This window comes from Collinsella sp. AK_207A, assembly GCF_902501965.1.
In the GTDB taxonomy this organism is placed as follows: Bacteria; Actinomycetota; Coriobacteriia; order Coriobacteriales; family Coriobacteriaceae; genus Collinsella.
The window spans coordinates 121971-139270 of record NZ_CABWID010000018.1; the positions used below are offsets into that span (position 1 = coordinate 121971).

The 17300-nt window shown below is 64.3% G+C and carries 14 protein-coding genes; 3 read left to right on the forward strand and 11 right to left on the reverse strand.

Features of this window, described 5'->3' with window-relative positions:
* Position 1: 1 nt before the first annotated feature.
* The 6 genes from GDJ97_RS06920 to GDJ97_RS06945 all read right to left on the reverse strand — a co-directional run bounded on the left by GDJ97_RS06920 (position 2) and on the right by GDJ97_RS06945 (position 7077).
* Entirely contained in the window at positions 2-703 is a 702-nt protein-coding gene (locus tag GDJ97_RS06920) for an ABC transporter ATP-binding protein (RefSeq protein ID WP_152070565.1), read from the reverse strand.
* 790 nt (positions 704-1493) lie between these two features.
* On the reverse strand, positions 1494-2174 hold the full coding sequence (locus GDJ97_RS06925) for a hypothetical protein (protein ID WP_152070566.1): 681 nt from the start codon (positions 2172-2174) through the stop codon (positions 1494-1496).
* 122 nt (positions 2175-2296) lie between these two features.
* Positions 2297-4549: an excinuclease ABC subunit UvrB gene (gene uvrB / locus GDJ97_RS06930; RefSeq protein ID WP_152070567.1), complete on the reverse strand. Its 2253-nt coding sequence runs from the start codon at positions 4547-4549 to the stop codon at positions 2297-2299.
* Positions 4550-4605: 56 nt separating this feature from the next.
* The gene (locus GDJ97_RS06935; protein ID WP_152070568.1) at positions 4606-5187 is read right to left on the reverse strand and encodes a lytic transglycosylase domain-containing protein; all 582 of its coding nucleotides are present in this window, start codon (positions 5185-5187) and stop codon (positions 4606-4608) included.
* Entirely contained in the window at positions 5180-5863 is a 684-nt protein-coding gene (gene coaE / locus GDJ97_RS06940; RefSeq protein WP_152070569.1) for a dephospho-CoA kinase, read from the reverse strand. Before coaE ends, GDJ97_RS06935 begins: the two co-directional genes overlap by 8 nt.
* A gap of 2 nt (positions 5864-5865) precedes the next feature.
* Complete coding sequence (locus GDJ97_RS06945; RefSeq protein ID WP_226808896.1) at positions 5866-7077, reverse strand: MFS transporter; 1212 nt, start codon at positions 7075-7077, stop codon at positions 5866-5868.
* A gap of 256 nt (positions 7078-7333) precedes the next feature.
* Here GDJ97_RS06945 and GDJ97_RS06950 point away from each other — a divergent pair, with 256 nt between their 5' ends.
* Positions 7334-9229, forward strand: a complete 1896-nt coding sequence (locus GDJ97_RS06950; RefSeq protein WP_226808898.1) for a TerB N-terminal domain-containing protein — start codon at positions 7334-7336, stop codon at positions 9227-9229.
* Entirely contained in the window at positions 9222-10535 is a 1314-nt protein-coding gene (locus GDJ97_RS06955) for an ATP-binding protein (RefSeq protein ID WP_152070571.1), read from the forward strand. Before GDJ97_RS06950 ends, GDJ97_RS06955 begins: the two co-directional genes overlap by 8 nt.
* 373 nt (positions 10536-10908) lie before the next feature.
* Here the strand turns inward: GDJ97_RS06955 and GDJ97_RS06960 are convergent, their stop codons facing one another.
* Positions 10909-12516, reverse strand: a complete 1608-nt coding sequence (locus GDJ97_RS06960; protein ID WP_152070572.1) for a PTS transporter subunit EIIC — start codon at positions 12514-12516, stop codon at positions 10909-10911.
* A gap of 27 nt (positions 12517-12543) precedes the next feature.
* Positions 12544-13881, reverse strand: coding sequence for a 6-phospho-alpha-glucosidase (locus tag GDJ97_RS06965; protein ID WP_152070573.1), 1338 nt, complete (start codon positions 13879-13881; stop codon positions 12544-12546).
* Between the two features lie 240 nt (positions 13882-14121).
* On the opposite strand from GDJ97_RS06965, the gene GDJ97_RS06970 reads away from it, so the two are divergent.
* Positions 14122-14910, forward strand: coding sequence for a MurR/RpiR family transcriptional regulator (locus GDJ97_RS06970; protein ID WP_152070574.1), 789 nt, complete (start codon positions 14122-14124; stop codon positions 14908-14910).
* Between the two features lie 437 nt (positions 14911-15347).
* On the opposite strand, the gene GDJ97_RS06980 is transcribed toward GDJ97_RS06970, so the two are convergent.
* From GDJ97_RS06980 to GDJ97_RS06990, 3 genes are all read right to left on the reverse strand, one after another.
* Positions 15348-15572, reverse strand: coding sequence for an IS3 family transposase (locus GDJ97_RS06980; protein WP_152070576.1), 225 nt, complete (start codon positions 15570-15572; stop codon positions 15348-15350).
* 98 nt (positions 15573-15670) lie between these two features.
* Positions 15671-16864 carry an IS30 family transposase gene (locus GDJ97_RS06985; RefSeq protein ID WP_373422671.1) on the reverse strand — a complete coding sequence of 398 codons (1194 nt, stop codon included), beginning with the start codon at positions 16862-16864 and terminating at the stop codon, positions 15671-15673.
* Between the two features lie 191 nt (positions 16865-17055).
* Positions 17056-17300, reverse strand: a 245-nt coding sequence (locus GDJ97_RS06990) for an IS3 family transposase (protein ID WP_152070578.1), incomplete at its 5' end; no start/stop codon positions are given.

Consider the following 17300-nt stretch of genomic DNA (forward strand, 5'->3'; position numbering starts at 1 on the left):
GCTACCACTCGATTTCCGCGATCGGCGTGGGCGAGGCATTGACCTCCTCGCTCATCACCCGACCGCTCTTGAAGCGAATCAGGCGGTCGGCCATGGGTGCCAGCGCGGAGTTGTGCGTGATGATCACAACCGTGATGCCGTCGCGCCGGCACGTATCCTGCAGCAGTTGCAGCACCTGCTTGCCCGTCTGGTAGTCGAGCGCGCCCGTCGGCTCGTCGCAGAGCAGGAGCTTGGGGTTCTTGGCGAGCGCGCGGGCAATGGACACGCGCTGCTGCTCGCCGCCGGAGAGTTGGGCCGGGAAGTTCCCCATGCGCTCGCCGAGGCCGACTTTCTCGAGGGTTTCCACCGGATCGAGCGAATCGGGGCAGATCTGCGACGCGAGCTCCACGTTCTCGAGCGCCGTGAGATTGGGAACCAGGTTGTAGAACTGGAAGACGAAGCCCACGTCGCGACGACGGTACTCCACCAGCTCGTCCTCGCGCGCGTGGGAGATGTCGCGGCCATCCACCGTCACCGTGCCGGACGTGGCGGTATCCATGCCACCGAGGATGTTCAGGGCCGTGGTCTTGCCTGCGCCCGAGGCTCCCAGGATGACGGCCAGCTCGCCGCGCTCCACCGAGAACGTTGCCCCGTCGAGCGCGCGGACCTCGCCCGCGCCCTCGCCGTAGACCTTGCACACCTCGTTGAAGTCGATGTACGCCATGAGCCGATCCGTTCTCTACCGGGCCTTCCACCCATTATACGGGAACCGATGGATGTTGGCTCCGACGCCGGCAGCCGGCGTGCGGGCCGCTCGCCGATGACCGAGCCCTGCCCATGGTGGCCAAGGAGGCAGTTGCTAAGCAGATGTGCCCCAAGGGGCAGTTGCTAAGCAGATTTGCCAGCAGGAGGGCAGTTGCTAAGCGGTTTTGCCACTAGGCAGTCAGTTGCTTAGCACATGTTCCACCAGGGGGCGCTTGCTAAGCAGATTTGCCGCGAAGGCCCCGTTTTAACGTCCTTAGTGGAAAACCTGCTTAGCAACGTCCTCTTGGTGGCACGTCTGCTTAGCAACGGCCGCGGAGGAGGGGCTTGGTGGCAGGTCTGCTTAGCAATAGCCGCGGAGGAGGGGCTTGGTGGCAGGTCTGCTTAGCAACGGCCGGTTGGTGTTCCCCGGCGGCTGGTTATCGTCGAAAAAACCGAGTTGTGAACGCCAGACGCCCCGGCTGGCGGAGAGTCGCGGGAAAATAGCGGGTCGGCGCGCGTATCGAAAACCGAGTTGTGAACGCTCCGCTCATAACTCGCCAGAACCACGGCCGCCGGCGTTCACAACTCGGCGAAAGCGATGACAGGCCGCGCCGTCACCTCGACCGCAGACAATAACATCCCGCTCAGCCCAATCCACCCGTGCAAACCAAAAGAAAACGCCCCGTTCCTGCATGGAACGAGGCGTTCAAAGACGGTCGCCGGGCGGCTCAAGCTACCAGGCTCCCAAGCAACCATGTTCCCGAAAGCCGTTACGCGGCAGCCTTGACCTTACCGGCATTGCCAGCCTTCTCGGCCTTGGCGGCCTTGCGCGCACGGAAGAAGCGTACCGGCGAGGCGATGGATTCGTCCAGCGAGCCCTCGCCCGTCAGGATGATCGCGCCGTAGGTGAAGCCCCAGGCAGCAATGAAGAACGTCAGGCTCGTCAGACCCTGGGTGGCATGCTCGCCGGCAAAGTTCATGATGTTCACGAACGAGACAATCCACGTAACGGCGGCCAGGCACAGCTCCACGAACCAGTGGCCCTTGCCGATGCGGTCCATATGCAGCGAGACGAACATCACGTAGAAGGCCATGAAGATGCCGATGAAGGCGTAGGTCTTGCTGAAGACGCTGATGTCGTAGGGGAAGAAGAGCTCCCAGAAGCCGAACACGAACATGGCGAGCCCCATCACCGGCTCGGTCCACGCGAGCACCCAGCCCGAGGTGGACGCAAAGCTGGAGATAATACCCAGCACGCCCAGCCCGATGAAGATCCACGGCAGCTGCTTGAGCAGGCCCGGCAGACCGGCGGTCGGCGTGATCATGAACGTGCCCTCTCCACCCGCGGCGGGAGTCACGTAGATATAGACGGCGTAGGCAAAGCAGAACGCGGCCATGATGACCAGGTTCCACTTCACAGACCAGAGCTTCTTAACGGTGCTTTCCTTCATAATCGCCCCTCCAACAATTCGCTCCCTGCGCGGCGGCGAGCCCGCGCATTCATGGTTGAAATTATAGCAACGCGCCCGGAGCCTTCATTATTCCTGATAGAGAATAGTGTGCGTCACGTCCGCTACGACTTGAACCGCGGGTTGAACCCCTTGCGCTGGCGCTGCCCCGCAAACTGGGACCCCTTGCGTGCATCGCGCTTGAGCGCCGCGATCACCTCGTCCTCGGGCCTACCCTCGGCGAGCGCGCGCAGGTGCACCACCGCGTCGCGGAGCCGCGCGGCCTCCTCAAAGTCCATGGCGGCCGAGGCGGCGCGCATGTCGTCTTCCATCTGCATGATCACGCGCTCCAGCTCCTCGGCGGGAAGCCCCGAGAGCTCCTCGGCCAGGCGCTGGCCCACGGATGCCCCCGTCTCGGGCGCGCCCTCGGCCGCGCCCTCCCCCGCCGGGGTGAAGAACTCGCCATGGCCGAGCGAATCGCCACGCGAGCGGTCGCGCCGCCCCACGTTCTCCTCGGCCTCGGTGATAAAGCTCGTGATGTCGCTGATGGCCTTGCGCACCGTGCGCGGCTCGATGCCATGCGCCTCGTTGAACGCCACCTGCAGGGCGCGACGGCGCTCCGTCTCGTCGATGGCGGCGCGCATGCTGTCGGTGATCGTGTCGGCGTACATGATCACCTCGCCCTGGGCGTTTCGCGCCGCGCGGCCGATGGTCTGGATGAGCGAGCGACGGTTGCGCAGGAACCCTTCCTTGTCCGCGTCCAGAATCGCCACGAGCGAGACCTCGGGCAGGTCCAGGCCCTCGCGCAGCAGGTTGATGCCCACGAGCACATCGATCTTGCCGGTCCGCAGGTCGCGCAGGATGTCCACGCGGTCGAGCGTGGCGGTGTCCGCGTGCATGTAGTTCACCTTCATGCCCGCATCGAGCAGATGGTCCGTCAGGTCCTCGGCCATGCGCTTGGTGAGCGTGGTCACCAGGCTGCGCTCGTGGCGTTCGGCCCGGATCTTCACCTCGTCCAGCAGGTCGTCGATCTGGCCGCGCACCGGACGCACGTCGATCTTGGGGTCGAGCAGGCCGGTGGGGCGGATGATCTGCTCCACCTGCTGCTGGCTCACGCGCAGCTCGTAGTCGCCGGGCGTGGCCGAGACGTAGATGAACTGCGGGACGCGCTGCTCGAACTCGTCGAATCGCAGCGGGCGGTTGTCCAGCGCACTCGGCAGGCGAAAGCCGTGCTCCACGAGCGTCACCTTACGCGAGCGGTCGCCCTCGTGCATGCCGCGGATCTGCGGCACCGTCACGTGGGACTCGTCGATGATGCAGAGCATGTCCTTGGGAAAGTAGTCGATGAGCGTGAACGGCGGCTCGCCGGGCTTGCGGCCGTCCAGGTGGCGCGAGTAGTTCTCAATGCCGTTGCAGAAGCCCATGGTCTCGAGCATCTCGAGGTCGTAGCGGGTACGCTGCTCCAAGCGCTGAGCCTCGAGCAGCTTGTCGGCCGCCTTGAGCTCGGCCACGCGGTGCTCCAGTTCCTCCTCGATCGTGCCGAGCGCGTGCGTTACCTTGGGCTTCTCTGTCACATAATGGGACGCCGGCCACACGGGGATGGCGTCGTACTCGCGGGTGATCTCGCCCGTCACCTCATTGATCTCGGCGATCTGCTCCACCTCGTCGCCAAAGAACTCAAAGCGCAGCGGATGCTCGGCATAGGGCGGAAACACGTCCACCACATCGCCCCGCACGCGGAAACACCCGCGTTGCAGGTCGTAGTCGTTGCGGTCGTACTGGATGTCGATGAGCGCGTGGATGAAGTCGTCGCGCTCGAGTGGCACCTTCTTGTCCACGTTGGGCGCGAGGCCCGCGTAGTCCTCGGGGCTGCCGATGCCGTAGATGCACGAGACGCTCGCCACCACGATCACGTCGCGCCGCGAGAGCAGGCTCGCCGTGGCCTGGTGGCGCAGCATCTCCACCTCCTCGTTGATGGAGGCGTCCTTCTCGATGTAGGTGTCCGACTGCGGCACGTAGGCCTCGGGCTGGTAGTAGTCGTAGTACGAGACGAAGTAGACCACGGCGTTCTCGGGAAAGAGCTCGCGCATCTCGGCCGCCACCTGGGCCGCGAGGGTCTTGTTGGGCTCCATGATAAGCGTGGGCTTGCCGAGCGCCTCGATGGTCTTGGCCATGGTGAAGGTCTTGCCCGAGCCCGTCACGCCGAGCAGCGTCTGGTAGCGGTCGCCCGCGCGGACGCCGGCCGCGAGCTTCTCGATGGCCTGGGGCTGGTCGCCCGCCGGCTCGTAGGGGCTCACCACATGGAACTGCGCGTCGCCCTCGGTCTGCCCAAAGCGCCGGAGCTCGCCGCCCACGCGCTCGACCTTGAAGTTCTCCATGTCCTCTCCCTTCATGTCCCGGCAAGGGGCATCGTACTCCCCCGCCGCGGCACCGCTCACGCGAAGGCGTTCGGATAGAGCTGACGATACCGATCGTGCGCGTTGTTCACGCGAATCAGATAGGTCTGCGTCTCGGGGAACGTGATGGCGTTGTGCAGCACCGTGTTCTGGGCAGCCCAGTCCTCCACGTTGCCCATGCCCGCGTTGTACGCCGCGATCGCCCGGTCGGTGGACCCGTTGAAGTAGCGCAGCAGATACGAGAGGTAGGCGCAGCCGAACTCGATGCTCGTCGCCGGATCGGTCAGGTTGGAGGCGCTGTAGGCAGCACCGTCCACGAGCCCGAGCGCCACCATATCCTGCGCGGTCTCGGGCATGAGCTGCATGAGCCCCTCCGCGCCCCGGTTGGAGACCGCCTGCGGATCCCAGCCGGACTCCGTGCGGACAACCGCGGCAACCAGATAGGGATCGACCCCGTGCCGCGTGGCCGAATCGGCGATCTGCTCCTCGTACTTCAGCGGATAGATGCCCTGGAAGAGCATCGCCGGGCCAAAGGAGTACACCGCGGAGATGACCCCCATCACCAGCACGATCGCCATCGGCACCACCCGAAACCACGCGAGCAGTCCCCGGCTACGCATGGGCCGCCTCCCCTGCCGGCGAGCGGTCGGCTGCCGGACCGGGAGCCGCATCCGGCGCGTCGCCCAGATCGACCCCGCGCTCAGCCAGATACGCGTCGAGCGCGGCGAAGAGCGAGTCGTCGGCGGCCGCGTTGTCGATGACGGCATCCGCGAGCGCGGCGAGCTCCGCTTCCGTGGACTGGACGTCCGCGCGGCGGTCGAAGTCGCCCGCGTCCATGCCCCGCTCGATGGCGCGCTGCCGGCGCAGCTCGCGCGGGGCGCTCACCGCCACCACGCCGTCCGCCAGGCCAAAGGCATCCTCAAAGCCCGCGGGCGCGGAGACCTCCACTACCGCGAGCGGCCACGCCGGCACGCGCGCCGTGCAGCACTCGGTAGGCAGCAAGCGATGCGTGAGCTGACGCAGGAGCGCGGGATGCACGAGGGCGTTCAGACGCGCGGTATCCTCGGGGGTAGAAAAGGCGCGGGCCGCGAGCACATGGCGCCGAACGCCGCCCTCGGCATCGAGCACGTCCCAGCCAAAGGCACTCGCGATGTCCTGCACCAGATCGGATCCCGGCACGTAGAGCCCCTTCGCAAGCTCGTCCAGATCAATCCTCAGGGCGCCGCGCGACTCAAGATAGCGCGCCGCAGTCGACTTACCCGATGCTATGTTGCCAAGCAAAAATAAGGTGAACATAACTACCCATTCTCGCGCATCCGGCGACTCCGCAGCGGCCGAAGCAGAAACAGCTCACAGGTCACCATCGCCGCCGCGCCGATGGCGCCGCCCACCACTCCGATGGATCCGATGCCAAGGGCGCCCACGGCCGCGCCGCCGAGCGCCGTACCGCCGCCGATACCCAAGTTGAAGATACCCGAGAAGATGGACATGGCCACCGCGGCGTCGTCCTCGCGCGTGCAGCGGATGAGCTCGGCCTGGAACCCCACGCTGAAGATGGTGTTGCAGGCACCCCATATCACGAAGGGCGCGAGCATGGCAACGAGCGTCACGCCGGCAAAGGGCCTCATGAGCAGCAGCACCGCGGCCACGCCGACAACGGAGAAACCGATGAAGCCCAGACGATGGCCGTCGTACCAGCGCGTGCAGATCAGGCTCGCCAGCAGGCCCGCCACGCCGAAGACCATGAGAGCGAAGGTGATGTCACCGGCCGGTAGTCCCGCCACCTGCGCCAGGAAGGGTTCGATGTAGCTGTAGCCCGTGTAGTAGGCCGTGGCGTAGAGCACCGTCACCGCGTAGATGCCCACGAGCAGGCGGTTGCGGAAGAGCAGGGGCACCCGACGGGGATCGAACGGCTCGCCCGCGGCAAGGGCGGGGAACACCACGGCCACGTACGCCACGAGCACCAGCGCGACCGTTCCCACGCAAGCGAAGGTCAGGCGCCAACCCACCAGCAACCCAATCGCGCGCCCCAGGGGCAGGCCGAAGATCTGTGCCACGGCGGTGCCGGTGGATACCATCGATATGGCGAGCGGGCCGTGCTCCACGTCCACCAGGCGCGTGGCGATCACCGCCACCACGGACCAGAACACCGCGTGGGCGCAGGCGACCACCAGACGCGCGAGCACCAGCACCAGGTAGGTGGGCGCCGCCGCCGAGAGGAACTGGCCGCTGGCAAAGAGCGCGATCACGAACAGGAGCAGGCGCTTGAACTCCACACGGGAGGCGATGACCATGAGCGGCAGGGAGAGCAGCATCACCGCCCACGCGTAGGCGGTGATCATCACGCCGGTGCCGGCCTCGGTGAGCCCAAAGGTGCTCCCGATATCGGTGAGCAGGCCGATCGGCATGAATTCCGAGGTGTTGAACACAAACGCCGAGCAGGCCAGCCCTATCAGCGGCAGCCATTGCCGCAGCGTCATCTTGCCGCCGTCGTTCACCATGCGGTCCATCCCTGTTCCCTTGTAATCGATAACGGCGGATATTGTACGCGCCGAAGCGGACCCGCCACGCCCGTCGGGCCGATGCACCCAAATGCCATAGCGGATGGGGCGCAGCATCGGGGCATGGGCGCACGAGTCGGTTCCGCGCGTCCTGCGTGCGAACATGCGTTTGTGTCCGTGCTATACTGGAGTATCCACGAGACGAGACGGCCGGGTCATCGGCTTGGATGGGGTCATCGGCTTGGATGCGAAAGGGGGCGCTGCCGTGGGCTCGCAAACGCATAACGTGCAACAGCTGATCGACCAGATCCTGGCCAGCGAGCGCGTGCGCACGAGCGCGCACTTCTCCGAGCGCGTCTACGGCGACGAGCCCCTGCTCACCACCGGTCGCCAGATGGCGAGCTACCTCCCCGACCGCTACCGCGAGATGAAGGCCATCAGCCGCTGGCAGGATGGCGTCGGAGCCGCGCGCGGGCGCTGGCTCTCCGAGGCAGAGCTACTCCACCGCCAGGGGACCTTCATGGCCGACTGGGAGGACGACTGCCCCTACCGGGGGCGCTTCAACAGCAGCTATCCCACGTACGACACCATGAGCGACCGGCAGCTACGCGGGTACTTCACCTGGCGCGCCGCGGTTCGGCGGGGACGAGTCGAGCACGCATGCGTGGCCTTCGCGTACCTCTATGTATACGAGCTGTTGAACGGCATCGGCGTGTCGAGCGCTGCGGAGGCGCAGGTGCGGATGCAGAGCTTCCTCGAGGTGGTTAACGACTGGGCGCCCGGCCTTGAGCGCGCCGCGGCGCCCTGGCTCATCGACCATGCGGCTTGGAACGGTCTGGACCCCGAGGGCATGTACGATCTGCCGGCGCTCGCACGCGACCGGCAGCTCCTCGAGCTTGCCCAGGCCATGGAGACTGTCGCGGAGGGGATTCCGGCTTGGAGGCCCCGGAACCTTGTACCGTGGTTTGAAGAGCGCGGTGCAGGCGGCGTGCAAGCTGGAACGACCGGGCGGCCCGGAAAGTCGGCGGCGCGACGTAACCTCAAGGCGGGGATTCCGCCGCTCGGCGATGAGGTTGAGGAGCGGCTGGCCCGCTCGCTCGACGCCCTCTCGAGCTACCGCGTGCTTCAGGGCGCGGTGGCCGCCGACCATGCCGCAGACGTTCGGCACGTGCTCTGTGCCGTGTTCCTGCGTCTGGCGGACCACTTTGACGCCCATCGCAAGCAGGGGCTTCTGGAGAGCTGGTTCGGCGCGCGCGTGGAGCTGCCCTACACCATGTTCGCCTCGGCGCTGTTCTGGTCGCCCGAGCATCATCCCGACGGCGTGTACGAGGTTGACCCGCTGCGGCGTTACCGCTGCCAGAACGGCTTGTGGACGTGCGACCGGGTTCACGGCAACGAGGGGCCGAGCGAGGCGCTCGGAAAGCTCGCGCGCGCCGTGGAGTGGGCGCTGGGAGATGCGCTTGGAGCTGACGTTCGGTCGGGCGAGGATGGTTCCGGGGACGCCGACGAAGCTGACACGGAGCGAGGCGGCGACACCCCCGCCGCCGCGCCGCCCGACGTTCCCAAGTACCTTGAGCGCATCATCGGCGAGGAGGTTGCCGCGCGGCTCGCTTGGAACGAGGCACACAAGCCCTTCGTGCTCGACATCGACCTCTCAGCGCTCGCCGGCATCCGCAGCGCCGCGGCGCAGACGCGCGAGGCACTGCTGATCGATGAGGAGCGCGAGGAGGGGCAGGCAGCCAGCGGAGAGGGCGACGCTGCCGCGGAAGCCAAGGTCGCGAGCGAGGGGGCAGGCGCGGGACCCGATGACGTGGCAGCCCCGCTGCAGGCGCCCGAACCCAACGCCGCACCCGCACCCGAACCCGGGCCCGCCCCTCAGCCGCCATCGCCCGAACCCGCGCCAATGGCCCAGACCGCCGACGCCGTCCCGGGCCTCGCGCCTCTCCAGACGGCGTACCTGCGCGCACTCGCCAGCGGAGACGCCGCGGCTCGGGACAACGCGCTACAGAGCGCCGGCACCTCGGAAGACCTGATCGTCGACACCATCAACGAGGCGCTGTTCGACCTCTTGGGAGACACCGCCGTGGAGTTCGGCGACGATGGCCCCGAGCTCGTGGAAGACTACCGCGAAGACGTGGAAGGAATCTTGGACCATGACTGACACCGCTGCGAACGCCGCGCCCCGCGTACCCCGCCGCGTAGCCGCGACCATCCTGAACTCGCTCAAGGGCGGCGTGGTGCCGCGCATTGGCCTCCCCTACATCACCGTCGGCCGCGAGACCGAGATTCGCGCGCTGCTCACCGACCTCGACCTCATCGCCGACGGCGGCGCGAGCTTCCGCTTCCTGGTGGGACGCTACGGTGCCGGCAAGAGCTTCCTCATCCAGACCATCCGCACGCACGCCATGGGCGAGGGATTCGTGGTGGCGGACGCGGACCTCTCGCCGGAGCGCCGGCTCCAGGGCGGGCAGGGCCAGGGCCTTGCCACCTATCGCGAGCTCGTGCGCAACCTCTCAACCAAGACCCGGCCCGAGGGCGGTGCGCTCGGTCTCGTGCTCGACCGCTGGGTGCGAGCGCTGGGAGAGGCCACGGAAGACGAGGTGCGCAGCGGCCTCGCCCCGCTCGAGGAGCTCGTCCACGGGTTCGACTTCGCCCGCATGCTCAGGCGCTATTGGGCAGCCGTGCGCGAGGGTGAAGAGGAGACGCAGGCCAACGTCTTGCGCTGGCTGCGCGGCGAGTACCGCGCCAAGACGGAGGCCAAGGGCGACCTGGGCGTGAGCTGCATCATCACCGACGACGACTGGTACGACTACGTCAAGCTGCTGGCCGCCTTCCTTGTGAACGCGGGGTACAAGGGACTGCTCGTGATGATCGACGAGCTGGTGAACCTCTTCAAGATCCCCAACGCCATCACGCGCCAGTACAACTACGAGAAGATCCTGACCATGTACAACGACACGCTGCAGGGTCGGGCAAGGCATCTGGGCATCATCATGGGCGGCACGCCGAGCGCCATCGAGGACCGTCGGCGCGGCGTGTTCAGCTACGAGGCGCTGAGGAGCCGACTCACGCAGGGGCGGTTCGCCACCGACGACATGCGCGACATGCTGGCGCCCATCATCCGGCTGCATCCGCTCACGTACGAGGAGCTTCTTGTGCTGATCGAGAAGCTCGCCCAGATACATGCCGGCTACTTTGGCTATCCCCTGCGGCTCACGGAGCAGGATCTGGTCTCGTTCCTCAAAATCGAGTTCAGCCGCGTGGGAGCGGACTCGCACCTCACCCCGCGCGAGGTGATCCGCGACTTCATCGAGCTGCTGGACATCATGTACCAGAATCCGGATGCGGGCATTTCCGAGCTCCTCGCCCAGCAGGGCGGGGGCACTGGCAGTGTGGCCGAGGGCGCTGGCGGTGGGGCGGCGGGGGGCTCGGCCGGCGCCGATGCCTACGCCGAGTTCACGCTCTAGAACCGGGGTGCGGTGGGGGGGCTCCAAAAGACTCTCAGCGCGCCATTATTTTGCGCCGAGGGACCATCCGCCCATTCGTTTTCGCGGTCGTGGACAAAAAGCGCGCCGCTTGGACTCTTGGGAGCCCTGAAAGGGCGGATTCGAGGGCCTTTCAGCCCGAAATCGGGGTCTCCGGACCCCTGCAAGCCATGCACACCCGGCTCGTGCCAGCAAAACCGCAGGATAGCTTCGGCCGGCCACCGCGCAGTGCGCCCGATAGAGTCCAAGCGGTGCGGTTTGTCCACGACCCCGAAAACGAACGACGCGCCGCCCCGTCAAAGCGAAAGCGGCGCACCGGAACCACTCCAGTGCGCCGCTATAAAGCTTCGGCTAATTAAGCTTCAGCCGATATGGTACGTTCTGCTGCATCCGCGGCTTTCACCGCATCTTTCAGCTCGTGCGCGGCAGTCTCTACCTTCGTCCCATACACGATTTGTACGTTCTCATCGTTGACGCGTATGACGCCCAACGAGCCGGTAGCCTTAAGCGCCGCCTCATCGACCACGGACGTATCATGCAACACCAAGCGCAAACGGCTGATGCAATTGTCAATATCAACGATGTTCTTGCGCCCTCCAACGGCTTCCATGATAGCCAGGCCCATATCGCCCACAGAGACATCTCCCAGCTCTTCCGCATCGACATCACGTCCGGGGGTCTTGAGGTTCTTCTTGGTGATCACGTACTTGAACACGTTGTAGTAGACCACCGCGTACACGATGCCGATGATGACATTCACATACCACAGTGTTTGCGGCCCGCGCAGAATGCCGAAGAGCGCCAAATCGATCAGGCCTCCACCCGCATTGCCGATGCACACGCCCAACAGTGTATTGATCAGGAACGAAAGGCCGGCCATGCAGGCATGGAAGACCCAGAGTACAGGCGAGATGAAGATGAAGCTGAACTCGATGGGCTCGGTAATGCCCGTCACGAAACTCGTGACGCCCGCAGCGAGCAACATGCCCTTGACCTTTTCCCGGTTCTCGGGAAGCGCCGTGCGATACATGGCGAAGCATGCAGCGGGCAAGCCGAAGATCATGAAGGGATGCGTGCCCTGCGTAAGGAAGCGCGTTGCCTGGCGCATGAGGTCCATATCAGGATTGCTTTGCATGAGCAGGGCGTTGAAGATGTTAAGTGCACCAGATACGGGCTCCCCTGCAACGGTAGCGCTCCCGCCGATGGGCGTGAATCGGATGAGCTGGTTCAGGATGTGATGCAGACCCGTGGGGATCAGCAGGCGCTCGAGGAAGCCGTAGATAAAGGTTCCGAACGCTCCCGCCGCCTGAATAAGGTTGCCAAAGGCGTCTATGAGCAGGGAGAACCACGGCCAGGCAAAGTACGCCACGATGCCCACGAACGGCACCGTCAGTACCATCATGATGGGAACCAGGCGCGTACCGGAGAAGAAGCTGAACGCGGCGGGCAGCTGCGTGCGATGGAAGCGGTTGTGGACGAACGCCGTCCACAGGCCCACGATCACGCCGCCGAACACGCTCATACGGTAGGTAAAGATGCCGAGCTCCGTGTTGTACATCGCGTTTTGGCTTGTGGCTTCTTCGACGGAGAGGCCGCTGGCCGCAAGGGCGTCAACGGTGGTGGTGTCAGCCGTAATGCCCTGCAGGTTCAGGAAGAACGAGATGGTTGCATGGAACAGCGCGAAACCCACTACGGCGGCGAAGGCAGCCGTCTCCTTGTCTTCGCGCGTCATGCCGATGGCGATGGACAGGCAGAAGAGGATCGGCAGCAACCCAAAGAGCTGGCCGGCGAGCTTATTGACCAGGTTGATAAAACCGTCCACGAACGCGATGCTCGAAAGCGCATCGCCGAAGATCATCTGATTGGTGAGCAGAGACGCAAGGCCCAGCAGTAGGCCCGCGGCGACGATGAGCGATAGCGGGGCCATCATCGACTTGCCGAACTTCTGAATAAACGTCCGCATGGTTCCCCTCCTAGAAAGGATGGTGGGCTACTTGAAATCGGGCCAGTAATCCTTGTTCGCCTCTATGAGGTCGTCGAGAACCGCGCGCGCTACGCTGGCATCCTTCATGGTCTTGGAAAGGATGAACGCCTGGAGCAGCTTATGGTAGGACCGTTCGAAGTACGCCTCCACCACCAGCTTTTCCGCTGCAAGCTGCTGTTCGATGAGACCTTTCTGGAACCAGGGAATCTCTCCGATGGAAAGCGGCTCAGGCCCATTCGACCCCACGATGCACGGGATCTCGACCATGGCGGTTTCGGGGAGGTTCGACACGGCGCCGTTGTTGGGGACGATGAGGAGCATGCGTTCATGCGTGTTGTAGGCAATGGCGCAGGCCAGATCCACAATGAACGACGCATGCACGCCGATCTTCAACGTGGTGCCCTCCGACGTCCCCGCACTTGCGATGCGCCGACACTCGGAGAAGACCTCCTTCTCACGAATATCGCGCACCATATCGACACGTGTGTATTTAGGATCAGATTCCTCGACCACATGGTCCGGGAAGAAGTAGTACTTGAAGTACGTCGTGGGAAGCACCGTGGGGTCGCAGGCGAAGACCTCGCGTGCGAAGCGATATGTCTTAAGCCAGTCTTCGTCGTTCAGACGCGGTTCGCACCCCAGCGGTTCGAGGTTATAACCGTTCTTCGACACATACTCCTTCAGCCGCGGCATGAGGTCGTTACCTTCCTGGTCGCGCACGTCCGACCACCAACCGAAGTGGTTGAGACCGTAGTAACGCACCACCAGATCCTTGCGGGACTGCAACCCCACGATCTTCGCCATGCGTTCCATGATGTCGATGGGCATGTCGCAGATGTTGAGTACCTTGGAATTCGGTCGCACCTTGCGAACCGCCTCGGCCACAATGGCTGCCGGGTTGGAGTAATTAAGCATCCAGCAATCCGGGCTCCAACGCTCCATGAAGTCAATGAGCTCGATAACGTCCGGAATAGAGCGCAACCCGTATGCCATGCCTCCTACGCCGCACGTTTCCTGGCCCACCAGGCCGTGAGCGAGCGGAATTTTCTCGTCGCGATCCCGCATCTCGTATTTGCCGCTGCGGATGTGCGCCATGCAGAAGTCCACGTCGGTAAAGGCCGTCTCGGGATCCTCGGTAGCACAGAACGCGATGTGCGGGGCACGTTCGCGTACGATGATCTCGCACGCATCCGCAACCAGCTTCTGGCGCGTCGGGTCGTTGTCGTACAGCTTGATCTGGCGGATGGGGAAGCGATCCAGGTTATCCAGGAGCATCAAGATGATCTCCGGCGTATAGGTGCTTCCCCCTCCCGCGATTACGATGGATGACGGATGGAGTTCCATTGCTTTCCTCCCCTTGCCTCGAAATCATTTGTCGCACGGGGAGTGACGCCCCCTCCTCGCTCAGCTTCTATCGTAAGGAAGGCGGGGCTCCAGCGATCGTGCCCGAGAATCACTCAGTAACGGGAAACGTTCTTCTCAATGCGAAATAAATTCCGCATTGTCTTCTTCCCAGTGAGACATCCCCGATAATGAATAGGTTTACGTTTCGACAGCTCAACGTGACGGGAAAAGGGGTAAGCGATGGGATCTTCGTTCGACCGCATCGTCAACAGGAGCTATCGTAACCTGAGCGATATCGACGTTCAGATTCTCCAGACCGTTGCAGACGACCTTTCGGCGGTACAGGAGCTCTCTATCAGCGCGCTCGCTGAACGATGCAACGTCTCGCCCTCGACCATCCTGCGCATGACGCGCCATCTTGGCTTCTCCGGCTACAGCGATTTCAAGTACTTCCTGCGCCACGAAACGGGACGTCGCACGGGTCTGCCAGGCCAATCCTTCGATGCCGGAGCGCCGGTGCGCGTGGCTCTGGAGGATATTGCGCAGACAGCCCGGCATTTTCAAAAAAGTGCCCAGCTCAACGAAATCTATGCTCGTATCCGCGACGCGCGCAAGATCTACGCGTTCGGTACCGGCTATGGGCAACGGCTCATGCTAGAGGATTTTTCACGCTGCATGCAACTCATCGGCATCGATGTGATCCAGATTCCAGCCGTCGGCGAGCTCCGGCTCATCAAACAACATATGCGCAAGGACGATCTGCTCATCATCGCTTCGCTATCCGGCTGCATCGATCGGTTTCGCGACGTATTCCAGGCCATCAACATCATCGGGACCACCGTGGTCTCCATCACCAACCTGGACAACAACGAACTCGCATCGTTTACCGACTACAGTTTGTACTTCCAGAACAGCATCATGTTGGATGACTTGAACGTATCGTCCAGCACGTTTGTAACGCTCCATCTGGTGCTCCACCTGCTTATAGAGGGCTATAAGGAATGGCTTCTCCAGAGAGAAGGCGAGTAGTGGAGTCTGCATATGCGGCAATGCCCGGATTGAAGAGGCGCGCTAGGTGTTTAGCGCCAATAGGTTGTTTACATTGCAGATGTGACAAAGGGGGAGGTCTCCGCCAAGCTGCGAGCTGTCTACGCTTACGGCAAGGGGGGCCTCCCATGAAGCGGCATCCCAACGCAAGGGTGGCCCCGAGGGGCCGAGAGGCGCTCGTCTCCAGGGTAAGAGCGGGCGAGCGCGTCTCCGACGCCGCGCGGCAGATGGGGGCCGGCCGCCAGACGGCCTCCAAGCGGCTCGCCCGCGACCGCCTCGGCGAGGGGGCGGCCGACCGCTCGAGCCGGCCGCCGCGCATCGCCCGGGCGCCCCCCGAGGCCGGGCGGAGGGTCGTCGTGTATGTGGTCAAATATAAGTCGACACTTGGGGATGCTGACGTTTTTCCAACCCAAAACGTCCTATGCCGCGAGTCCCAGCGACATCCCGTATTGGGCGGGGCTCATCCCTCCCAATGATACCTCGATGCGCTTCTCGTTGCACCACTCGATGTAATCATCCGGTGCCTCCATGAACCGCCCTGTCGACCAGCCCTTCCAGTCTCGGCCGTAGAAGGACCCCGCCTTGAGGCGCCCGAAGAGCCCCTCCATCGCCGAGTTGTCCGGGCTGCGCCCCTTCCTCGACATCGACCTGGTTATCCCGTAGCGCTCGCACCCCTCGACCCATCCGGGCCAGCGGTAGCGGCGGCCCGGCGGATTCTAGCGGCGGATGCAGCACCCGCTAACTAAGCCGCATCTTCCGACTCGTCTATCAGCTTCAAGAAAAGCTCGCTCGGCTTCATGAACCCGAGCGTCTTCCTCGGCCTGTCGTTGAGCTCCTCTGCGACGGCGTCGAGGTAGTCTTCCGGGTACGCGCTCAAGTCGGTCCCCTTCGGGAAGTACTGGCGGAGGAGGCCGTTCGTGTTCTCGTTCGTGCCGCGCTGCCGAGGCGAGTGAGGGTCGCAGAAGTACACCTGCATGCCGAGCGCCGCGCCGATCCTCCCGTGTCGCGCGAGCTCGCTTCCCTGGTCCCGCGTCAGCGAGTTCAGCATGGGCTCTGGCAGGCGGGCCATCTTCTTCACCATGGCGTCCCGCACCCGCTCGGCGCCGTGCCCGTCCGGCAGGTGGAGCAGCATCGTGAAGCGGGTCGCGCGCTCCACGAGCGTCCCGATGGCCGACCTGTTGGCCGCGCCGGTGATCAGGTCGCCCTCCCAGTGGCCGGGCACGGCGCGGTCCTCGGCCTCCACCGGCCGCTCGCTGATCATGGCCATGGGGTCCCTGAAGCGCGGCCTGCGCCCGTCGCCGGCCGACCTGGGGCGGCGGCTGGCGCGGCCCGACCGGAGCCTCGCCTCTATGTCGCGCCCGAGCCGGCCCTTCGACTGCACGTAGACGGCCTGGTATATGGTCTCGTGGCAAACGCTCATGGCGCCATTATCGGGGAGCCCGCGGCGGAGCCAGCCGGAAACCTGCCCGGGCGACCGATGCGCGTCCAGCTTCCCCTGCACCACGCGGCGCAGGCGCGGGCCGTCCATCTTCCTCGGCTTCGGCCGCCTGAGTCGGTTGGTCGAGAGCTGCTGCGCGCGGTAGGGGCCGTAGCCGCCGGTCGGGCCGGCGTTGGACTTGATCTCCCGGCTCACCGTGGAAGGGCTCCTGCCCAGCCCCGCGGCTATGGTTCGGATGGACTCGCCCGCGCGCAGGCCGTCGGCGATGGCGATGCGCTCATCCCGGGAGAGATAGTAGCCGTCTATCTTCTTAGGTTCTTCCATGTCTCCACGATACCGGTCCACGAGAGCGCGCTCGTCGCGTCCGGTCGATCTCGTGCGCCCGTTCCTCCAAACCTTGCCGGTGCGCTTTGAGACGCCAACCGACTTGGCCGCCTGCGTGAAGCTCATGCCGCCGGAGACGAGCTCGAAGTACTCTGCCCTGCGCGCCTCCCGCATCTCCTTCAGCTTTCCGTAGACGACCCCGTCGAATTCGCAGCCCATCGTAAACACCCTTTCCGATCAAGGGTGTTGCAACGTTCGCTAGAATCGGCTCCTTCGTGGCGTAAAAATAAGGGGGGGGGAGGTCGCAGCTGAACTGCGCCCCAGAATGCAAAGGACCCCGTTTCCTGAACATCAAAAGAAGTGAATCAGGCGGCCCGGCCGCGTCTGTACTCGACCGGGCTGCTTCCGCCTAGGCGCTTCTTGATGCGCACGTTGTTGTACCAGTCGATGTACTTTCCCAAATCCCTTTCGAAAACGTCGGGGTCGTCTCCCTTCCAATCGTAGTAAAGCTCGGTCTTGACCATCGAGAAGAAGTTTTCAGCCTTCGCATTGTCGAGGCAGTTTCCTTTGCGGGACATGGACTGGACTATCCCCATCCGCTCAAGCGCGA

Coding starts and splice junctions, on each gene's coding strand:
- GDJ97_RS06920 (WP_152070565.1), bottom strand. CDS start 703: ATGGCGTACATCGACTTCAACGAGGTGTGCAAGGTCTACGGCGAGGGC.
- GDJ97_RS06925 (WP_152070566.1), bottom strand. CDS start 2,174: ATGAAGGAAAGCACCGTTAAGAAGCTCTGGTCTGTGAAGTGGAACCTG.
- uvrB (WP_152070567.1), bottom strand. CDS start 4,549: ATGGAGAACTTCAAGGTCGAGCGCGTGGGCGGCGAGCTCCGGCGCTTT.
- GDJ97_RS06935 (WP_152070568.1), bottom strand. CDS start 5,187: ATGCGTAGCCGGGGACTGCTCGCGTGGTTTCGGGTGGTGCCGATGGCG.
- coaE (WP_152070569.1), bottom strand. CDS start 5,863: ATGTTCACCTTATTTTTGCTTGGCAACATAGCATCGGGTAAGTCGACT.
- GDJ97_RS06945 (WP_226808896.1), bottom strand. CDS start 7,077: ATGGACCGCATGGTGAACGACGGCGGCAAGATGACGCTGCGGCAATGG.
- GDJ97_RS06955 (WP_152070571.1), top strand. CDS start 9,222: ATGACTGACACCGCTGCGAACGCCGCGCCCCGCGTACCCCGCCGCGTA.
- GDJ97_RS06960 (WP_152070572.1), bottom strand. CDS start 12,516: ATGCGGACGTTTATTCAGAAGTTCGGCAAGTCGATGATGGCCCCGCTA.
- GDJ97_RS06965 (WP_152070573.1), bottom strand. CDS start 13,881: ATGGAACTCCATCCGTCATCCATCGTAATCGCGGGAGGGGGAAGCACC.
- GDJ97_RS06970 (WP_152070574.1), top strand. CDS start 14,122: ATGGGATCTTCGTTCGACCGCATCGTCAACAGGAGCTATCGTAACCTG.
- GDJ97_RS06980 (WP_152070576.1), bottom strand. CDS start 15,572: ATGTCGAGGAAGGGGCGCAGCCCGGACAACTCGGCGATGGAGGGGCTC.
- GDJ97_RS06985 (WP_373422671.1), bottom strand. CDS start 16,864: ATGCGGGAGGCGCGCAGGGCAGAGTACTTCGAGCTCGTCTCCGGCGGC.